Raw genomic sequence first — 17114 nt, 5'->3', positions numbered from 1 at the left:
CCGTTATAATAGAATGTAAGTAAGAGATGAGGGGGAACCGGTCTATGGTAAAAGAGTTTGAAAAAGAAGTCATTCAGGCGATGGACAAAATGTTTGAAAACGAAATGAAAAAAGTCAATGACGCACTCGAACAAGAGCTGTTGATTTCGTTGATCGGTGAAGTGAATGCCGGTAAGTCATCCACTGTCAATAAGATCATCGGAGAGGATATCGCCAGCACCAATCCGATGCCAGGAGAAACGGTCAGTGTAGATCCTTACAATATCCGTGGATTGGAAAATATCAAATTCATGGACACACCGGGATTGAATGACCCAAATGACGAAAACCCTAAAAAAACGTTGGAGTTTGTCCAGAAATCCGATGTTGTGCTGTTTTTCCTGAATGCAGCAGGCACGGTGTTTTCTGAAAGTGAAAAAGAGAAATTCCATGAAATCGAAAAACACAATAAAGATATTTTGATTGTCTTAAATAAAATCGATGCTGCCGAAAATATTCCGTCCATCGTCCAGTTTGTCAAAGAGCATACCGCCCATAAATATAAAGTCATTCCGATTTCTTCGAAGACAGAAGAAAATTTGGAAACCTTAAAGAAGGAAATCCTTTTTTTGCTCGAAAAGAAGGGTAAGGACCTGCTCTTCGCCAAAAGCATGAAAGAAAAATCCTCTGCTGCTACACGTTGGATCATCGGCGCCGGCGTTTCGGCAGGGGTCATCGGTGCATCGCCGATTCCGGGTTCTGATGTGCTGCCGCTGACCACATTGCAGGCAGGGTTGATCATCAAATTATCGAATCTATACGATAAGCCGCTGACTAAAAAAGCGGCAAAAGACATGATTGTCGTCACAGCTACGCAGACCATCGGGCACACCATTTATCGCCAGGCGCTGAAATTCATACCTGGAGCAGGATCCATCATCGGTGGGACTGTGGCTTCGTCCATGACATTGGCGCTCGGCTACGGTGTGAAATACGCCTATGAAAATAATATTGCCATTGATTACGATATGATCGGCGATTTGTTTGAAAAGCTGAAAAATCGCGAGAAAAAAGCTTGAAAACTGCTGAACCGCCCTTCGCACCTTGAAGGGCGGTTTTCAAGTTGCTTGCGTCTTTCGGATTTGTCATTTAACTTTAGGAGAAAGATAGTCGGAGGTGCAGGATGAAGATATTGGTAGTGGAAGATAATCCGAGCGTCAGCTCCATGCTTGAGCTGTTCTTCTCAAAAGAAGGCATCCAAGGTGATTTTGCGGCTGATGGGCTGGAAGGTTACCGGAAATACAAAGACAGCAACTATGATTTGCTGATCCTGGACTGGATGCTCCCGGGAATGGACGGCATAGCGCTGTGCCGCAAAATCCGCGAAGAAGGAAACGCCGTTCCCATCATCATGTTGACAGCTAAAGACAGTGAATCCGACCAGGTCATCGGCTTTGAAATGGGGGCGGATGATTACGTGACCAAACCGTTCAGTCCGCTGACCTTAATGGCGCGCATCAAAGCGGTCACGCGGCGTACCCAGAAAACGGAACCTGTATCGGATCTGATCCAAACCGTCCATTTCACCGTCAATAAGGAAACACGGGATATTGTGAAAGACGGCCAGGAAGTCGACAGTCTGACTCCAAAAGAATTTGACCTGCTGATTTTCTTCCTGCAGCATCCGAAACAGGTGTTCAGCCGTGAACAATTGTTGGAACAGGTATGGGGCTATCAGTTTTATGGCGATGAGCGGACGGTGGATGTCCACATTAAACGCCTGCGCAAAAAAATCAACGGCGGGGACAAGCTGTTCCATACGGTATGGGGAGTTGGCTATAAATTTGAAGAACACACGAATTAAGTATTTCTATCAGCTGATCGCCAGCCATATGAGCATTTTGCTGATTGCTTTTTTGATTTTAAGCATTTTATTCGTGCGATATGTGGATGATTTTGCCTATGGTGAGAAAGCCGAAGAACTTGAAAATTATGGGGAGCGGATTATTGCCGAGCTGGAACGGGCGCGTCCTGGCACCAATCTGCAGGCCTATGTCTCGATTCTTGAGGCACAGAATATCAGCTTCATCGTCTTTGACCAGCAAAGCCGGATTTTGTATCCGGTGTCCGGTTCGTTCCCTCCAGTGGAACTGACGCAGGAAGAGTGGAATGTCATTGAACAGGGAGATACCCTTGTCGTCAATCGTGACGTGGACCGATTCGATTTTACAGTGACATTTGTGGCCATGCCTTATTTCGAAAATAACCAGCTAGCAGGAGGAGTCCTGCTCGCCTCGCCCGTCAGCGGCGTCAGTGAAATGATCGCTGAGTTGAATAAAACCTTGATCACGACGGTCCTGGTGGCTTTAGCGATTGCCCTGCTGCTCAGCCTATGGTTATCGAAATTGCATGTCAGCCGGATTCAACGGATGCGAAAAGCAACCTCGATGATCAGCGAAGGCCATTACGATGTTAATCTGCCCGAGTCGAATTTTGATGAGTTTGGAGATCTGGCACATGACTTCAACAAGATGGCCGCCAAACTCCAAAAATCAAATGAGGAAATCGACCGGCTTGAAAATCGCCGTCGCCAATTCATGGCGGATGTCTCGCATGAAATGCGGACGCCTTTAACGACGATTGCTGGCATTATCGAAGGTTTGCGGAACAATATGATTGAAGAAGGCCAACGGGAAAAAGGCATCCGCCTGGCAAGCGATGAGACGAAACGGCTGATGCGCCTGGTCAATGAAAATCTGGATTATGAAAAAATAAGATCCAATCAAGTGGTACTGACGAAAGAGGAAATCGAAGCAGATGAGCTTTTGGAAATTATTCAGGAACAGCTTTATCTGCAGGCGAAAGAAAAAGGCGATTCAATCGTCATCAATACCAATCCTGGCGACGTCATCTACGGGGATATGGACCGGCTGATTCAAATTCTGATGAATATTGTCAAGAACGCGATTCAGTTTACAGAGAATGGAGTTATTTCGCTGACCAGCTATGCGGAAGCCGATCACATGGTGATCACAGTGGAAGATGATGGAGCGGGCATTGATATCGAAGAAATCGACATGATCTGGCGCCGGTTCTATAAAGCGGATTTATCGCGGGGCAGCGGCCAATTCGGACTGGGCTTATCGATCGTCAAACAATTGGTGACGCTGCATGATGGAGAAATTCAGGTGGAAAGTGAAAAAGGGCAGGGAACGAGATTCATCATCCGTCTGCCGCATAAAGAATGACCTGGAAGAACCAATTCCAGGTCTTATTTTTATTTCCTGAACTTTTTATTTTTGTTAAAACTCTGGTCATAGTTTATTCATAACTGCTTGATAAGCTTTGTATATCGACTTAGGAAAAGAGGGAATATACGTGAAAAAACTTTTATATATTGGAATCGGCGTACTGGCGGCCACAGCTATTTTTATGATGGTGGCATTTTCAGGAGATGAAACTGTTGCTGAAGTAGGAGATACAGAAATAACCAAAGAAGCATTGTATGACAAAATGGTGGCTTCCGCTGGAGCGGCCACACTTGATGCGATGATTTCCAACGAAGTGGTCAACCAGGAGGCGGATAAGGCTGACGTCAAGGTGACGCAGGAAGAACTTGATGCGGAAATGGCCGTCTATGAAGAAAGCTATGGCGGAGCGGAGGCGCTTGAACAGGCTCTTGCATCAAGCGGAATGTCGATAGATGATCTCAAAGAGGAAATGGAAATATACTTGAAGGTTGAAAAAATCGTAGGACCGGATATTGAGATAACGGATGAGCAGATCAGCACCTATTTCGAAGAAAACAAAGATTCATTTGAGCAGCCTTCGCAGGTAGAGGCGAGCCATATCTTAGTAGCTACGCAGGAAGAGGCGGATGAAGTTAAAGCTAAGCTGGATGACGGCGGTGACTTTGCCGAGTTGGCAGCAGCATATTCGACAGATACAGCCAATGCTGATAGTGGCGGCGCTCTCGGGGCGTTTGGTGCAGGTGAAATGGCACCGGAATTTGAAGAAGCTGCATTCAGTATGGAAGTTGATGAAATCAGTGATCCAGTACAAACGGATTATGGATTCCACATCATACAGGTAACCAAAAAGACCGATGCAGTGGAAGCCAACTTGGAAGACAGCAAACAACAGATTAAGGAAACCTTATTTGATGAAGCATTAAATACAAAATATGCCGAATGGCTGGCTGAGAAAACCGAGTCATACGATATCGTCAATAAACTGACAGAATAGAGGAGGAAATAAAAATGGGTTATTATAATTCATCTGAACCGAAAAGAAATAAGAAAGGGTATTTCGCTTCCAGCTTTACAGGATTGATGGCAGGAGCATTATTGGTGGGGGTAATTCTGCCCGGAGTAACGGATACAGAGCCCGGAAACACTGAATCGGCGTCAACAACGGAAGCGGTCAGCGGATTGCAGACAAACTCAACGATTGTCACTTCAGATGTGACGGAAATCGTTGAAGAAACCAGCGATGCAGTAGTCGGGGTATCGAATTTGCAGGCAGCGCAGCAAAATCCATTTGCTTCACAGACAAGCAAAGATGCGGAATCACAAGAAGCGGGTGTAGGATCCGGTGTCATCTATAAAAAAGATGGGGACACGGCTTACATTGTCACCAATAACCACGTGGTAGAAGGTGCAGAAGAAGTAATGGTCACCTTGTCGGATGGTACGGAACTCGACGCTAAAGTGCTCGGTACAGATATTTGGACCGACCTCGCCGTGTTGGAAGTTCCAGGAGACAGCATTTCAACAGTGGCTGAGTTCGGAGATTCATCTGTATTGCAAGCGGGCGAACCGGTTATTGCCATAGGTAATCCTCTAGGTCTTCAATTCTCGGGATCTGTGACCACGGGTGTCATTTCAGGGACGGAGCGCTTGGTACCGATTGACGTAAACCAGGATGGCACCGAAGACTGGCAGTCAGAAGTTCTTCAAACCGACGCTGCTATCAGCCCAGGGAATAGCGGGGGTGCATTGATCAATGCTGAAGGACAATTGATCGGCATCAATTCCATGAAAATTGCCCAGGATGCTGTGGAAGGAATTGGACTGGCGATACCCGTCAACACCGCCATACCGATTATTTCTGACCTGGAAACAGAAGGAGCTGTAGATCGTCCGTCAATGGGCGTCGCGATTTTGGATCTGGCTGAAGTGCCAGCCCAATACCGCAGTTCTCAATTGAACTTGCCGGCAGAAGTGGAAGGCGGCATCGTCGTCGAATCAGTAGTTGAAGGCTCAGGAGCGGCAGCTGCGGGAATGAAAGACTTTGACGTGATCGTTGAAATGGATGGAAAACCAGTGAACTCCGTATTGGAGCTTCGCCAATATCTCTACAACGAAACCGAAGTCGGCGATACCCTGAAAGTCAAAGCCTACCGAAATGGAGAACTCCAGAGCTTCGAGTTGAAACTGACGGAGAGCATTTGATGGAGAAAAGCGGAAGCGGCCGCTTAGCCCTGACAAGCGCTGGAAGCCTTACCGGTAATGGTGTTCTTTTAAGACGCTAAAATAAAACTGCTGGAGAAAAATCAATGATTTTTCTCCAGCAGTTTTGCGTTGTACGCGGTTTTCCCTAGGCAACAGCGACTTTCAGGAGATTGTGGCAAGTCTTTTGGATTTTTTTAAAAAGAAGAATGCTTTTATTCCATTAATAGAGCTTACAGTCCAAACCTGGCACAATACAGTCCGCCAGCTAAAATGCTGTCGGAATGAGGAGCGGCATTCACGGGCGATTGCATCGGCTGCTTTATCCGATACCGCCAGATGATGTGGAAACACAATCGAACCGCATAAGAAAAAAGCTTCCCGATAAACGGGAGGCTTTTTTTGGGGAACTTCTTAAGTTACACAGGTGCAGAAGTGTTAATCGAAAATGCCGAACCAATCTGTTCCGATTCCGAAGCCAACAATGATGAGAACCAGGACGACAAAGATGATGATGCCCAGCTGCAAAGGCTTGTAGCCTGTAGTCCTTGGCTCTTGCAGTCCTTCTTTCTCTTCAGGTGGACGGCGTTTAGCCTCTTCTTCAGTCTCTTTCATGTAATCGTCTTTATCGCTATTACTCATTTGAATGCCTCCTTGAACTTACTGTTAGTCATCTTTACCCGATAAAGCAAAGGTTCAATCCACGAACTTTTCTTCCGCCTGCAATTCGCGCTGAGTCAACTTCTGAGCCAACTCCCGGCCGAAAAGCTCTGAAGATTGCGGATCCCGGCCTGTAAGTATTTGTTTGCTGCCCCAGACAACATAAGCATCCTGGTCTTTCTCTTCATGGTAATCCGCGATTTTTTTCAATTCATCTTCGAGGCTGAACGGCAACAGATCCACCACTTCTTCCGGTTCCATATCGTTCGGATAACCGGTAACTTTCAGACCTTCAAGGATTCCGCGGCCTTCTTTGGTTTTTGTGAAAATCAGCGGAGCCGGTCCGTGGCAGACAGCTGAGACGATACCGCCCAGTTCATAGACAATGTTGATCACTGCATGCAAATCTTCGTTTTTCGCCAAATCAAACATGGCTCCGTGTCCGCCGACAATCATGATGGCATCATATTCACTGGCCTTAACATCGACGATCGGAGTTGTTTTATCCGCCATGCCCGATTCGTATTGTTTTTTATAAATTCCATCCGGGTCATAGTCTTTGCTGAGGCTCAGTGGATCGACCACTGGCTTGCCCCCGTCAATAGAAGCCAATCCCACAATGTGCCCTTCTTTTTCGAGCTCTAATGCAGGTGCGAACAATTCTTCCGCCCACCAACCGGTCACGTAATTATTTTCTTCGTCCGTGTAGCCATTGGATAAAACCGCTAATACTTTTGCCATCATATCTTCCTCCTACTTTTAGAAAGTCCTTGTTTCTTCATTTACCCTATAGGGAAATCCTGAAACGTGGCAACGGGGGAGTTCATGGATTCAGTTGCAGAGATATGCTACGATTATTCCATGATACGAAAGATGAGGTGGACCGCTTGAAAGAGTTAACCCAGAAAACCCAGGTGACCTTACTTGAAGCCATGCTTGATGGCAGTAAAGTGGGTACTATTGTGACCGATCCGTCGCAGCACGACAATCCGATTATTTATACCAATAAAACCTTTATCGAAATGACAGGATATACACAAGAAGAAGTGATTGGACGCAATTGCCGATTCTTGCAGGGACCGGGAACCGCAAAAGAAGATATTCAAAAAATGAAAGAAGCCATTGCGGACGAAAAAAAGGTCATCTTGACGTTGCAGAATTACCGCAAAGACGGTTCGCCATTTTGGAATCGCCTTGCCATCGAACCTGTCCGTATAGAGGACAAGCTGTATTTCATCGGTACTCAAACAGACATTACACTTGAACGTTCTCAGCAACAGGCAATCATGGCCAACGAAGACGAAATTGAAAAGTTGATGCTGCCGATTTTATCCGTACAGGAAAATGTGGCGACCGTCGCACTTGTAGGGACGATGAATCTGCAACGCTTTGAAACCTTGAAAGTGAAAATATGTGAATATGTGCAGGAGCATCGCATTGAACATGCCATCATCGATATCACCGGCTTGTCATGGAATGAAAAATCGCCCCTTTATTGGTTCACACAGATTTACGAAGCGTTGCGAATTATGGGAAGCAATCTTTATGTAACAGGTATCTCCCCAGCAGCTGCCCAGCAATTTGCAAACGACTTGGATCGGGACAGCCGCTTAATCACTTTTTCTACCATTGAGAGAGCCTTAAATTTCATTACACAAAAAACCGCAAGTGAAAACCATATCAGTTGACTCTGTATTGGAATTAGAGGTAAGTTTTAACTGTTCTCAAATACTAATCAGGAAAGAGGTTGGAAAAATGTCAGCATTATTCACAACATCTGTCACAGCCACTGGTGGCCGTGAAGGAAGAGTCGTTTCCGAAGACAATGTATTGGATCTTCAATTGGTCTCGCCGAAAGAATTGGGCGGTCCCGGAGGAGAAGGCACGAATCCTGAACAATTATTTGCAGCAGGCTATTCAGCTTGTTTTGACGGAGCCTTGAACCTAATCATCAAAAGAGAAAAAGCGGATGTTTCAAGCACTTCCATCAAAGCCGATGTGCATTTCCTAAAAGATGAAGGCAACGATGGTTTTAAAATCGGTGTCACACTGAATGCCCATTTGGAAGGTGTCGATGAAGCGACAGCGAAAGACCTTGTAGAAAAAGCACATGCGTTCTGCCCTTACTCCAAAGCAACAAGAGGCAATGTGGACGTAGAATTGAAAATAGTATAAGAATTCCAAAAAAGCCGGAAAGCTAACGTTTCCGGCTTTTTTTATTTTAATAAGTGGTAACAGCAGTTTACAGTGACGTTGAAAAAATACAGAATATGGTTTTAAAAAATCGGAGCAGGGTAGAAATATAATGCAGAGTCATACTGAAATTAAAGGAGGATGGAGGGAATGGACAAAGAGCAGAAGAAGCAACGGACTTCAAAAAATACAGAATCTACAGGTCAGAATTCAGTTGAAGAAAAGAAAAATTTCAATGCTGGAGGAAATGACTCTGATTATGACGGCGGACATCCGGAAGATGCTTTGAGTAAACAGCAAAAAGAAAAGCAGCAGAAACAACAAACCGGCGATTCTTATAATGCAGGCGGAAATGACTCTGATTACGATGGTGGACATCCAGAAGATGTTAAGCCTGACAGTAAAGGGCGCATAGGCTCCGAAGACGAAAACTAAAATCAAACAGGAGGTTTTATTTATGTTTTTTCATACAGGAGAACTTCAATACCACGCTAAACCGGACGCTCCAGATCCGGTGTTCGCTAAACAAGTACAGGAATTGATCGGCGGGCAATTCGGCGAAATGTCAGTTGCCATGCAATACTTATTCCAAGGGTGGAGCACAAGAGGAAACGAAAAGTACAGAGATTTGCTGATGGATACAGGAACGCAGGAGTTGGGGCATATTGAAATGCTGGCAACTATGGTGGCAAGGCTCCTTGAAGGGGCACCTGTTTACGAACAGGAAAAAGCTGCCAGCGATCCGATTGTCGGAGCAATCATGGGCGGCATGAATCCGCAGCATGCCATCGTCCATGGATTAGGTGCTTCCCCAAAAGACAGCAATGGGGTTCCTTGGAACGCGGGATATATCGTAGCGAGCGGTAATTTATTGGCGGATTTCCGTGCCAATGTCAATGCAGAATCACAGGGGCGCCTGCAGGTAGCCCGTCTCTACAGCATGACAGACGACAAAGGTGTGAAAGACCTGTTTTCTTTCCTCTTGGCACGTGATACGATGCACCAAAACCAATGGCTTGCTGCTATAAAAGAATTGGAAGCGAAAGAAGGTCCGATTGTGCCTGGAACACTTCCGCCAGAATGGGAAGCAACTGAATACTCCCATACTCTTTACACGAACTCTGAAAGCAGCAAAGAGCTCAAGTGGATGCATGAGCCTGCACCGGATGGCCACGAATTTAAATTCGGCAAACCAGAGCCCTTCAGCACTAAACCTGAACTGAAGCCAGCTCCACCGGAAGCCCATAATTCATTGCCGGAAGATAAACTGAAATAACCCTTTTGAGGCTGTCCTAAAGTCATATGCAATGGCTTAGGGGCAGCCTCTTTTGTTCTTCCGTACAATTTCTTCAAAAGAAAGGGTGGAGGGATCGTGTCAAAAAGAGCCTGGATCATGAAGCAGAAGTGGAAAGATGTGGTTTTTTTGCACTGGCCGGTCGAAGTGAGTTGGCTGAGTCGTTTTGTGCCGGCAGAGTTGGAAATCGATTTATACGATAATCGAGCTTGGATTGGTGTCGTGCTGTTCCGTGCAAAAGCTACACGTCTTCGATTGCTTCCGCCAGTTCCAAGTACACGTTCCTATCTGGAGCTGAACGTCAGGACGTATGTGAAATACAAAAATAAGCAAGGCGTGTATTTCTTCAGCTTGGATGCGGACAGCCGGCTTGCCGTACTAGCTGCTTCTCTCGGCGGTTTTCTGCCATATCGGCATGCTGATATGAGCATGTCAAAGAAAGCGGGACACCGGACATTCACCAGCAAAAGAATCGAAAAAGATCACTTTCCGGAATCTTTTAGAATGACCTTTAAAGAAGATGCAAAGCCCATTGCACCAAGCTCCATCGAGCAGTGGCTGACGGAACGTTATTGTTTGTGGACAAAACCGAAAGAGCAGCTGTATCGAGTGGATATTACACATCCACCCTGGACGCTCCATTATTTAAAAGGCCAGATCCATCAAAACACAATGGCTTCGTATCTTCCTGTTTCGCTCCATCATCATCTTCCGATGGCCCATTATTCAAAAGGGCAAAAAACAAGGTTTTATACGCCAGTGAGGGAGGCGTGAAAGCAGATGGTCTGCGTCATACAAGGGGCTTGTGAGAAGTTTCCCTCTTTTCCCCGACGCGTTTCGTCAAGTAAAAAAGGATTTAAAAACTGACCCGGCAAATGCCAGGTCAGTGATATTCAGGAACTGATATAATCTCCGCCATTTACATGAATGGCCTGGCCAGTCACGTAGGTGGAGTCCTTGGAAGCCAGATAGACATAGGCAGGAGCCAGTTCTGACGGCTGTCCACGCCGTTCCATCGGTGTGTCTCCACCATGTTCTCCAACTTTTTCTGCACCGAAAGTCGCTGGAATCAGTGGTGTCCAAATCGGACCCGGCGCGACTGAATTCACCCGGATGCCTTGCTCCGCGATATTGGCGGACAAGGAGCGGGTAAAGCTCGTGATTGCTCCTTTGGTTGATGAATAATCAATCAGTTCTGGAGAGCCGCGATAAGCTGTGACGGATGATGTATTGATGATGCTGTCGCCTTTTTGAAGATGCGGCAAGGCAGCCTGCGTCAAATAGAACATACTGAAAATATTGGTTGAAAAAGTCTCCATTAACTGGTCTGGACTAATGGCAAGGAAATCATCCTGTGGAAACTGTTTTCCGGCATTATTGACCAAAATGTTCAATTGGCCGAATTCAGAAATGACGTCCACTATAAGCTGATTGCAATTTTCAACATCACTGACATCTGTCGCAAATTTAGCGCCTTTAGCCCCGTAAGCTTCAATCGCTTTAATCGTTTGATCAGCGTCTTCATCCTCATTAAGATAGGCGATGGCAACGTTGGCGCCTTCTTTTGCATATGCGACAGCGACAGCGCGTCCAATTCCACTATCTCCTCCTGTAATGAGGGCGACTTTGCCTTCCAGTTTCCCGGAGCCTTTATAGTCTTTGTCATCGTAAATCGGTTCAGGATCCATTTGCTCTTCTAAACCGGGTTGCTTTGATTGTTCCTGCGGATCCACCTGTTCATCAATTTCTTCGAATTTGTCTTTAGCCATAACGAATCCTCCTTAAAATTAACTAGCGTCATGTTCCTTATTCCCGCTGTTGTTTCACTTAAACACAAAAGCAATTATCTGGAAAACCACTGTTCATAAGGAAAGAAAAACGGAAACACCCAATTGTAGAGGTGTTTCCGTTCGGACTTGAAGCTGGTTCAGTAAAATTTTCATGACTCTCCAGTAACTACTCCGCAGGCAATTCTATCGCCGGAGTCACCGGATGGGTCCGTCATTTGATCATCTTCTCCTGCATGGATGACAAGCGCCGTTCCGCCTTCTTTAAGCAGAGAGTTTTCCTCGCCGATTGCGAGTGTCACATTTTCAGCTGTAAACTCCTGCGAAGCCGTGCCATCATCGCTTACTTCAATATTCGGCAAATCTCCAGCATGCGGTCCATCCGGATTATCTATGCCATGCATAGCGTCGGTCGGATTAAAATGGCCGCCAGCTGATTCGAAATCAGGAGCTTCACACATGCCGGTTTCATGGAAATGAATGCCGTGCATGCCTTCCTCCAAGCCTTCCACTTCAAGTGCTACCATCACACCAGCCTCTTCTCCAGATAATTCTGCGGTGCCAATTGCATTTCCATCACTGTCCATCATTTCAACAGTCAGCATTAGAATTTCTTCACTGCTTTCCTCGTCTGTCTCGTCTCCGAGCTGCGGCAAGTCATCTCCATCGTCTTCAGGTTCCTGTTCTGTTGCGCCGTCAGATTCTGTTGGTGGGTCTTCTGCGCTTTCGTTGCCACAGGCTGTCAAAAATAATAAAAAAGCCAGTGCTAAAATAAGCATAAGCCAACGCTTCATCTGAACTCCTCCCTCGTAATCATGTTATTCTACCTTACACATATTCACGGGGAAATAAACGCAATTTTCTGAAATGGATTCTTTTGTAGGATAAAGAAGTTTCATCTTATTCTTTTGCGGAAAACAATTAACAACCCAATAAGTGTCGATAGGACACTTATTGCAGCGGCCGGCTTAAAGAATGGTGGCCGATAAGTGAAGGAGATGGTGTTTTCGCCTGTTTCCAAGGGAACTGCAACAAAAGCATAATCTGCTTTCAGCACTTTCACTTCTTCTCCATTAACGGATGCATGCCATCCGCGTTCGTAAGGAATGGACAATTTTAAGTAATCGTCATTTTCTGCATTGGAATAATCAAGGCTGACATGGCTGCCTTCGATTATTAAGTTGCTGGAAAGGTCAGGCTGATCGGCTTGCTCCCGCAAGATCTCATAAGTCTCCGAATACAATTGGATATCCGTCAATTCATATGTTCCTTCCGGGAGGCGGAGCTCAACTTGTTGAGCAGCCGGGATTCGGATTGTGAGATCGTCTACAAAGGTTTTGTAGACCGACTGATTGGATTTTCTGGTGGTGCGATAGCCATTGACCTGGAGTGGAAAGCCTTGATCCGCTGCCGTATTTTCCAAATGGAAGGAGACAAACAAATCACCGTCGGATTCCGGCGGGTTCTCCAAACGTAAATTTAAACCACCGGTGCCTTCAGTTACTTCTAATAGCCCATCATCGTAAGTTCCACCGATTGCTGTAGTCCCAAAGCCGACAGAATTGCCGTCTGATGGCAGCCGTTCAGCGTCTGAATCCTGATCAAGCACAATGCCTGTCAGCATGGCCTGCTCACGCATCAGTGGAGACATTCCGGCTAATTGCTGCTCCTGATAAACTTTGGAAGTGGATCGGGCAAAAGGCAGTACATAACTGTTTTCATAGACAGCAAAATTTTCACTGGATTGGATTTCAGTGAAGCCGTATGGAATGTTTTCGTCTCCGTGTGGACGGATGACGTATTTACCCTGCAGCAGACTGTACAGATTCGCCCGATTGCCAAGTGTTGCATAGCGGCTGACGCTTTCACGTCCCATATCAATTTCAAGATCGTATAAGTAAAAATACAATAAGTTTTTATTTAAAATGCTGGAATACGTACTCAATCCCTGGAAATCCTGAACAATGGGCGTATTGTTGCGCACGCCTTCCATCCACTCAGTACGGTAAGGCCCATCTGATTCTTTGGCATGAATGTAATCCAGCAGTTCATTTATTTCCGGATCATCATAGTCAGCCCCAGTCATCAGCTCTTCGTTGACCTGGGAAATATCACCATCTTCCAGGAGCTTTTCTGTCTGGTAGAGGTTGGAAAAGATCAAAACCCAAGCAAACAGCGAAGTCATCAACAGGATTTTAAACAATGGCTTTTTGAATTGGATGTAAAAAAACAACAGCAGCAGCGTAAGCAGCAGGCTGCCAAAAGCTACTAGGGAAGTCGGTGAATCGATGATAAAATATTCATCTGCTGAAGCGTAAAGCGCAAAACAGAAAATCGCAAAAACAGCGGCAATGGCAAAACGCTGCAGCGTGAATTTATGCAATTGATCGAATGCAACGGCAACGGCACCTCCTGCAACCAGGGATAAAAAATATTCCCAACGGTATTGGGGGGCGGAGAAACCGTTGAAGGCGCTGCCGATTAATGGGCTGTGGTGCATAAGGATGCCTGCTATGCCAAGAAGCGCAAACAAGCGAAACGTTTTATGGCGATAAAGAAAGCCGCAAAACAACAGCAGGATGAAAAACGCCGGCAGGACGATAAAACGACTGCTGAAAAGAATATTATCCGTTAAATCGATCCATGGAATCTCCTGCTGAAAAGGCGGCCTATGGTTGTTTAGGTACGCATAGACAGCGGGAACGAAAGAAACGGCACTGATGCCAGCGCCCACCAGGCCGGCAACAGCAAAATGCATCACTGCTTTTTTCTTGTCCTCGCCACCTTCACTTAGTGGGATGAACAAGCGGAAAAGGATATAGAGGCCGGTCAACAAAAGGTTGATGTAGGCAAAATAGAAATTGTCGATCATTGAAACTGCGACCGCGGCCAAAAACCAGCCGGGCTTTTGTTCACGGAAGATTTTTTCGACACCAAACAGGAGGATCGGCAACCATAGGAAAGCGTCCGCGAAAAACTCCCAGTAGGTGGCGTGGCGGAAATACATGCCCGAGATGCCATAGAGGGAAGCCCCCAAAAGAGCTGCCGGCTTTGACAGCTTCATGTACATGAACAGGCGTGTAGTGATGAACAATACAGCTGCCAGACGGACGATACTGATAAAGACGGCAGCATTTGCCCAGAACAGTACGTCTGTCGTCTGGATGATGTTGCTTATCTCGAATAGGAAAACGATCACCACCGAAATCAGAAAAACGATGGATGTGGAGAAATAATAAGACAGCTCACTGAACGTGCCTGCCCCCAAGCCGAAATCAAATGAATAGAAAAACTCTCCTCGGGTATATTGTTCGTATAACAGATGCTTGAAAGGCATCATTTGTGAAAGCCCATCATTGACTCCCACCATGAAATGGCTGCGTGTCCACTGATGAAGAAAAACAAAGTGGCCAATCGCCGACAGCAGGAAACTGAAGAATAACAGAAGAAGAGCAGGGCGTAGCTTTTGCATAGAGTCACCGTCTTTTTGCTTATTTTGGCTGAGCCGTATCTTTCAGGATTTTACCGGATACAGCAAAAGTGATGGGAATTGTGAATAATACCGCCGCGAAAGGCGCGATATTGCTGTTGAGGTGAAGAAACTCAACGAAAATGTAAATCAACGCTGTGGAAACAGCCATATTGACCACCTGTGTTAAAGGGAAATACAAGTATTTTTTTAAGGTTGGCTTAATGCGATACGTCACATAGCAGTTCAAAAAAAAGGAAATGTTCAAGCTGATCAGAAAGCCGACAATATGCGCCAGCAGATAAGGCAGAGAGAAAACATTATGAAGTACAAGGTAAATGGTGTAATAGCTCAAGGTATTCAGGCCGCCGACAAAGAGAAAGCGGGTAAATTCAGTATTCACCGAGTTAAATCTCATCATATTCATCCGCATTGCTGATATCCACAAGAAAATGCGGGCGCTGTTTGGTTTCATTATAGATGCGTCCGATGTATTCGCCGATGACCCCGAGGCTGATCAATTGAATGCCGCCCAGTAAGAGAATGGCGGTAATTGTTGTAAAGTAGCCGGGAGCGCCGATGCCTTCGCGCAAAATATTGTACAGCGTAAAGAAAATGTAGATAATCGATAGGAACAGAACCAGGAAGCCTGTGTAAAAGCAAATGCGTAAAGGCTTCATATTGAATGAAACGATTCCGTCGATTCCGTAATTGACCAGGCTATTGAACGACCATTTTGAATCGCCATCAGTCCGCAGTACATTTTCATAATTGATGGTTTTTTTGCTGAGGCCGATCCAGGAGAACAGCCCTTTGGAAAAACGGTTGCTTTCACTCAATGCCAGAATCGCATTGACGGCTTTACGGCTCAACAGCCGGAAGTCGCCTTCACCATCCTGCAAGTCGACATCGGTGATGGAGTTGATCAGTTTATAGTAAAGGGAAGAGAGCATGGACCTGACTTTGGTGTCTCCGGTGCGTGATCGTTTGGCTACGACCTGGTTAAAGCCTTCCTCATAACCCTGGACCATCTCTCCAATCAGGGTGGGCGGATGCTGCAGGTCGCTGTCCATTACGATGGCGGCGTCTCCTTTGATGCGTTTCAAGCCAGCGAGCATCGCCGACTCTTTTCCAAAATTCCGTGTCAGTGAAATATATTTTACAGTGTCATGTGCTTCTGCCAGTTTTAAAATTTCCTGGAGTGTGCCATCACTGCTGCCATCATTGATGAACATGATTTCATAACGATATGGAAGGGCCTCAAGTTCCTGCGCCAATTTCGCATACATCGAAGCGATATTGGCTTCCTCGTTATAAGCTGGAACTACAATGGAGATAAGCTTCATGTTTATTTCCCCTTTCGATCTGTTCGTGAAAATGCATCTTTAGCTTACATTACCCGCGTCAATTAAGAAGTATGCCACAGGAAAATGAAACTTCCTGGCCTTAGATACGTATTAGTATACGTCAGGTGTTTCAAGAAAACATTTGACTGAAAATTCAGCGCAGGTTTACTGTCTCTAAAACTGAAGGCGGGAGGATCTGACTTCAAGCGGCTTGAATGGTTGAAAGTGCTGTCAGGCTTTATTCGTTGAATTTTACATGTTGGACCGATACCATTAAAATAGAATACATACTGATGAATGGAGAGTGTTACGAATGGCGATTAATCTTGTAAAAGGTCAGAAGATCGATTTAACAAAAGGACGTTCATCTCTTTCAAGCATTATGGTCGGCTTGGGCTGGGACCCAGTCGCTAAAAAGAAAAGTGGAGGATTCCTGAGTGGCCTATTGGGCGGCGGCGGTGGAGCCGAGGTTGACTGTGACGCTTCTGTCCTATTGCTGGACGAAAACGGCAAACTGACGGCTAAGGAAAACCTGATCTATTTCGGCAATAAGAAAAGCAAAGACGGCAGCGTGGTCCATTCGGGTGATAACCTGACTGGCGAAGGCGAAGGCGATGATGAAACGATCAATATCGACTTGAAACGTATTTCACCTTCCGTTCATCGCTTGGTCTTTGTCGTAAACATCTATAATGCCAAACAAAAGAAACAAGACTTCGGCATGATCGAAAACGCCTTTATCCGTTTAGTCGATAATCAATCGAAAGAAGAATTGGTTCATTATAACCTAACCGATAATTATGCGGGCCAAATGTCGTTGATTACAGGTGAACTTTACCGCCAAGGTGCAGAGTGGAAGTTTTCTGCCATCGGCGAAGGTGCATCAGAACCTGATATTGGATCAATCGCTAACAAATATTCTTAAGGAGTGATGGA

At 45.8% G+C, this 17114-nt stretch carries 18 protein-coding genes; 11 read left to right on the top strand and 7 right to left on the bottom strand.

Annotation, left to right across the window (positions count from 1 at the left end):
* Positions 1-44: 44 nt before the first annotated feature.
* From K8U60_RS13415 to K8U60_RS13395, 5 genes are all read left to right on the top strand, one after another.
* Positions 45-1058, top strand: a complete 1014-nt coding sequence (locus tag K8U60_RS13415; RefSeq protein WP_223640464.1) for a YcjF family protein — start codon at positions 45-47, stop codon at positions 1056-1058.
* A gap of 104 nt (positions 1059-1162) precedes the next feature.
* Positions 1163-1843: a response regulator transcription factor gene (locus K8U60_RS13410; RefSeq protein ID WP_223640461.1), complete on the top strand. Its 681-nt coding sequence runs from the start codon at positions 1163-1165 to the stop codon at positions 1841-1843.
* Positions 1824-3227: a sensor histidine kinase gene (locus K8U60_RS13405; protein ID WP_223640458.1), complete on the top strand. Its 1404-nt coding sequence runs from the start codon at positions 1824-1826 to the stop codon at positions 3225-3227. Before K8U60_RS13410 ends, K8U60_RS13405 begins: the two co-directional genes overlap by 20 nt.
* Before the next feature lie 130 nt (positions 3228-3357).
* Positions 3358-4224 carry a peptidylprolyl isomerase gene (locus K8U60_RS13400; RefSeq protein ID WP_223640455.1) on the top strand — a complete coding sequence of 289 codons (867 nt, stop codon included), beginning with the start codon at positions 3358-3360 and terminating at the stop codon, positions 4222-4224.
* 14 nt (positions 4225-4238) lie between these two features.
* The gene (locus K8U60_RS13395; RefSeq protein WP_223640452.1) at positions 4239-5432 is read left to right on the top strand and encodes a S1C family serine protease; all 1194 of its coding nucleotides are present in this window, start codon (positions 4239-4241) and stop codon (positions 5430-5432) included.
* Positions 5433-5867: 435 nt separating this feature from the next.
* On the opposite strand, the gene K8U60_RS13390 is transcribed toward K8U60_RS13395, so the two are convergent.
* Together K8U60_RS13390 and K8U60_RS13385 are read right to left on the bottom strand one after the other, a co-directional pair.
* The gene (locus K8U60_RS13390; RefSeq protein WP_223640448.1) at positions 5868-6071 is read right to left on the bottom strand and encodes a hypothetical protein; all 204 of its coding nucleotides are present in this window, start codon (positions 6069-6071) and stop codon (positions 5868-5870) included.
* A 54-nt stretch (positions 6072-6125) separates the two neighbouring features.
* Complete coding sequence (locus K8U60_RS13385; protein WP_223640445.1) at positions 6126-6830, bottom strand: type 1 glutamine amidotransferase domain-containing protein; 705 nt, start codon at positions 6828-6830, stop codon at positions 6126-6128.
* Between the two features lie 137 nt (positions 6831-6967).
* Here K8U60_RS13385 and ytvA point away from each other — a divergent pair, with 137 nt between their 5' ends.
* From ytvA to K8U60_RS13360, 5 genes are all read left to right on the top strand, one after another.
* Positions 6968-7777 carry a YtvA family blue-light photoreceptor gene (gene ytvA / locus K8U60_RS13380; RefSeq protein WP_223641345.1) on the top strand — a complete coding sequence of 270 codons (810 nt, stop codon included), beginning with the start codon at positions 6968-6970 and terminating at the stop codon, positions 7775-7777.
* 67 nt (positions 7778-7844) lie between these two features.
* Entirely contained in the window at positions 7845-8264 is a 420-nt protein-coding gene (locus K8U60_RS13375; RefSeq protein ID WP_223640442.1) for an organic hydroperoxide resistance protein, read from the top strand.
* A gap of 168 nt (positions 8265-8432) precedes the next feature.
* Positions 8433-8717: a hypothetical protein gene (locus tag K8U60_RS13370; RefSeq protein ID WP_223640439.1), complete on the top strand. Its 285-nt coding sequence runs from the start codon at positions 8433-8435 to the stop codon at positions 8715-8717.
* A gap of 22 nt (positions 8718-8739) precedes the next feature.
* A complete protein-coding gene (locus tag K8U60_RS13365; RefSeq protein ID WP_223640437.1) occupies positions 8740-9558 on the top strand; it encodes a manganese catalase in 819 nt (272 codons plus the stop codon).
* A 117-nt stretch (positions 9559-9675) separates the two neighbouring features.
* On the top strand, positions 9676-10350 hold the full coding sequence (locus K8U60_RS13360) for a YqjF family protein (protein ID WP_223640434.1): 675 nt from the start codon (positions 9676-9678) through the stop codon (positions 10348-10350).
* 119 nt (positions 10351-10469) lie between these two features.
* Here K8U60_RS13360 and K8U60_RS13355 read toward each other — a convergent pair whose 3' ends face one another.
* From K8U60_RS13355 to K8U60_RS13335, 5 genes are all read right to left on the bottom strand, one after another.
* Positions 10470-11345 carry an SDR family oxidoreductase gene (locus tag K8U60_RS13355; protein ID WP_223640431.1) on the bottom strand — a complete coding sequence of 292 codons (876 nt, stop codon included), beginning with the start codon at positions 11343-11345 and terminating at the stop codon, positions 10470-10472.
* Between the two features lie 170 nt (positions 11346-11515).
* Entirely contained in the window at positions 11516-12157 is a 642-nt protein-coding gene (locus K8U60_RS13350) for a superoxide dismutase family protein (protein ID WP_223640416.1), read from the bottom strand.
* Between the two features lie 101 nt (positions 12158-12258).
* The gene (locus K8U60_RS13345; protein WP_223640413.1) at positions 12259-14835 is read right to left on the bottom strand and encodes a YfhO family protein; all 2577 of its coding nucleotides are present in this window, start codon (positions 14833-14835) and stop codon (positions 12259-12261) included.
* A gap of 19 nt (positions 14836-14854) precedes the next feature.
* On the bottom strand, positions 14855-15250 hold the full coding sequence (locus tag K8U60_RS13340) for a GtrA family protein (RefSeq protein ID WP_223641341.1): 396 nt from the start codon (positions 15248-15250) through the stop codon (positions 14855-14857).
* The gene (locus K8U60_RS13335) at positions 15240-16184 is read right to left on the bottom strand and encodes a glycosyltransferase family 2 protein (protein WP_317851932.1); all 945 of its coding nucleotides are present in this window, start codon (positions 16182-16184) and stop codon (positions 15240-15242) included. Before K8U60_RS13335 ends, K8U60_RS13340 begins: the two co-directional genes overlap by 11 nt.
* A gap of 307 nt (positions 16185-16491) precedes the next feature.
* On the opposite strand from K8U60_RS13335, the gene K8U60_RS13330 reads away from it, so the two are divergent.
* Positions 16492-17103: a TerD family protein gene (locus K8U60_RS13330; protein ID WP_223640406.1), complete on the top strand. Its 612-nt coding sequence runs from the start codon at positions 16492-16494 to the stop codon at positions 17101-17103.
* Positions 17104-17114 lie beyond the last annotated feature (11 nt).

The organism is Planococcus circulans, from assembly GCF_020023385.1.
Classification (GTDB): Bacteria; Bacillota; Bacilli; order Bacillales_A; family Planococcaceae; genus Planococcus.
Note: the sequence above shows the minus strand (reverse complement) of the source record. Positions and strands in the feature narration are given on the sequence as shown.

Coding starts and splice junctions, on each gene's coding strand:
- K8U60_RS13330 (WP_223640406.1), top strand. CDS start 16,492: ATGGCGATTAATCTTGTAAAAGGTCAGAAGATCGATTTAACAAAAGGA.
- K8U60_RS13365 (WP_223640437.1), top strand. CDS start 8,740: ATGTTTTTTCATACAGGAGAACTTCAATACCACGCTAAACCGGACGCT.
- K8U60_RS13415 (WP_223640464.1), top strand. CDS start 45: ATGGTAAAAGAGTTTGAAAAAGAAGTCATTCAGGCGATGGACAAAATG.
- K8U60_RS13355 (WP_223640431.1), bottom strand. CDS start 11,345: ATGGCTAAAGACAAATTCGAAGAAATTGATGAACAGGTGGATCCGCAG.
- K8U60_RS13385 (WP_223640445.1), bottom strand. CDS start 6,830: ATGGCAAAAGTATTAGCGGTTTTATCCAATGGCTACACGGACGAAGAA.
- K8U60_RS13390 (WP_223640448.1), bottom strand. CDS start 6,071: ATGAGTAATAGCGATAAAGACGATTACATGAAAGAGACTGAAGAAGAG.
- K8U60_RS13340 (WP_223641341.1), bottom strand. CDS start 15,250: ATGAGATTTAACTCGGTGAATACTGAATTTACCCGCTTTCTCTTTGTC.
- K8U60_RS13360 (WP_223640434.1), top strand. CDS start 9,676: ATGAAGCAGAAGTGGAAAGATGTGGTTTTTTTGCACTGGCCGGTCGAA.
- K8U60_RS13350 (WP_223640416.1), bottom strand. CDS start 12,157: ATGAAGCGTTGGCTTATGCTTATTTTAGCACTGGCTTTTTTATTATTT.
- K8U60_RS13410 (WP_223640461.1), top strand. CDS start 1,163: ATGAAGATATTGGTAGTGGAAGATAATCCGAGCGTCAGCTCCATGCTT.
- K8U60_RS13345 (WP_223640413.1), bottom strand. CDS start 14,835: ATGCAAAAGCTACGCCCTGCTCTTCTTCTGTTATTCTTCAGTTTCCTG.
- K8U60_RS13375 (WP_223640442.1), top strand. CDS start 7,845: ATGTCAGCATTATTCACAACATCTGTCACAGCCACTGGTGGCCGTGAA.
- K8U60_RS13370 (WP_223640439.1), top strand. CDS start 8,433: ATGGACAAAGAGCAGAAGAAGCAACGGACTTCAAAAAATACAGAATCT.
- K8U60_RS13395 (WP_223640452.1), top strand. CDS start 4,239: ATGGGTTATTATAATTCATCTGAACCGAAAAGAAATAAGAAAGGGTAT.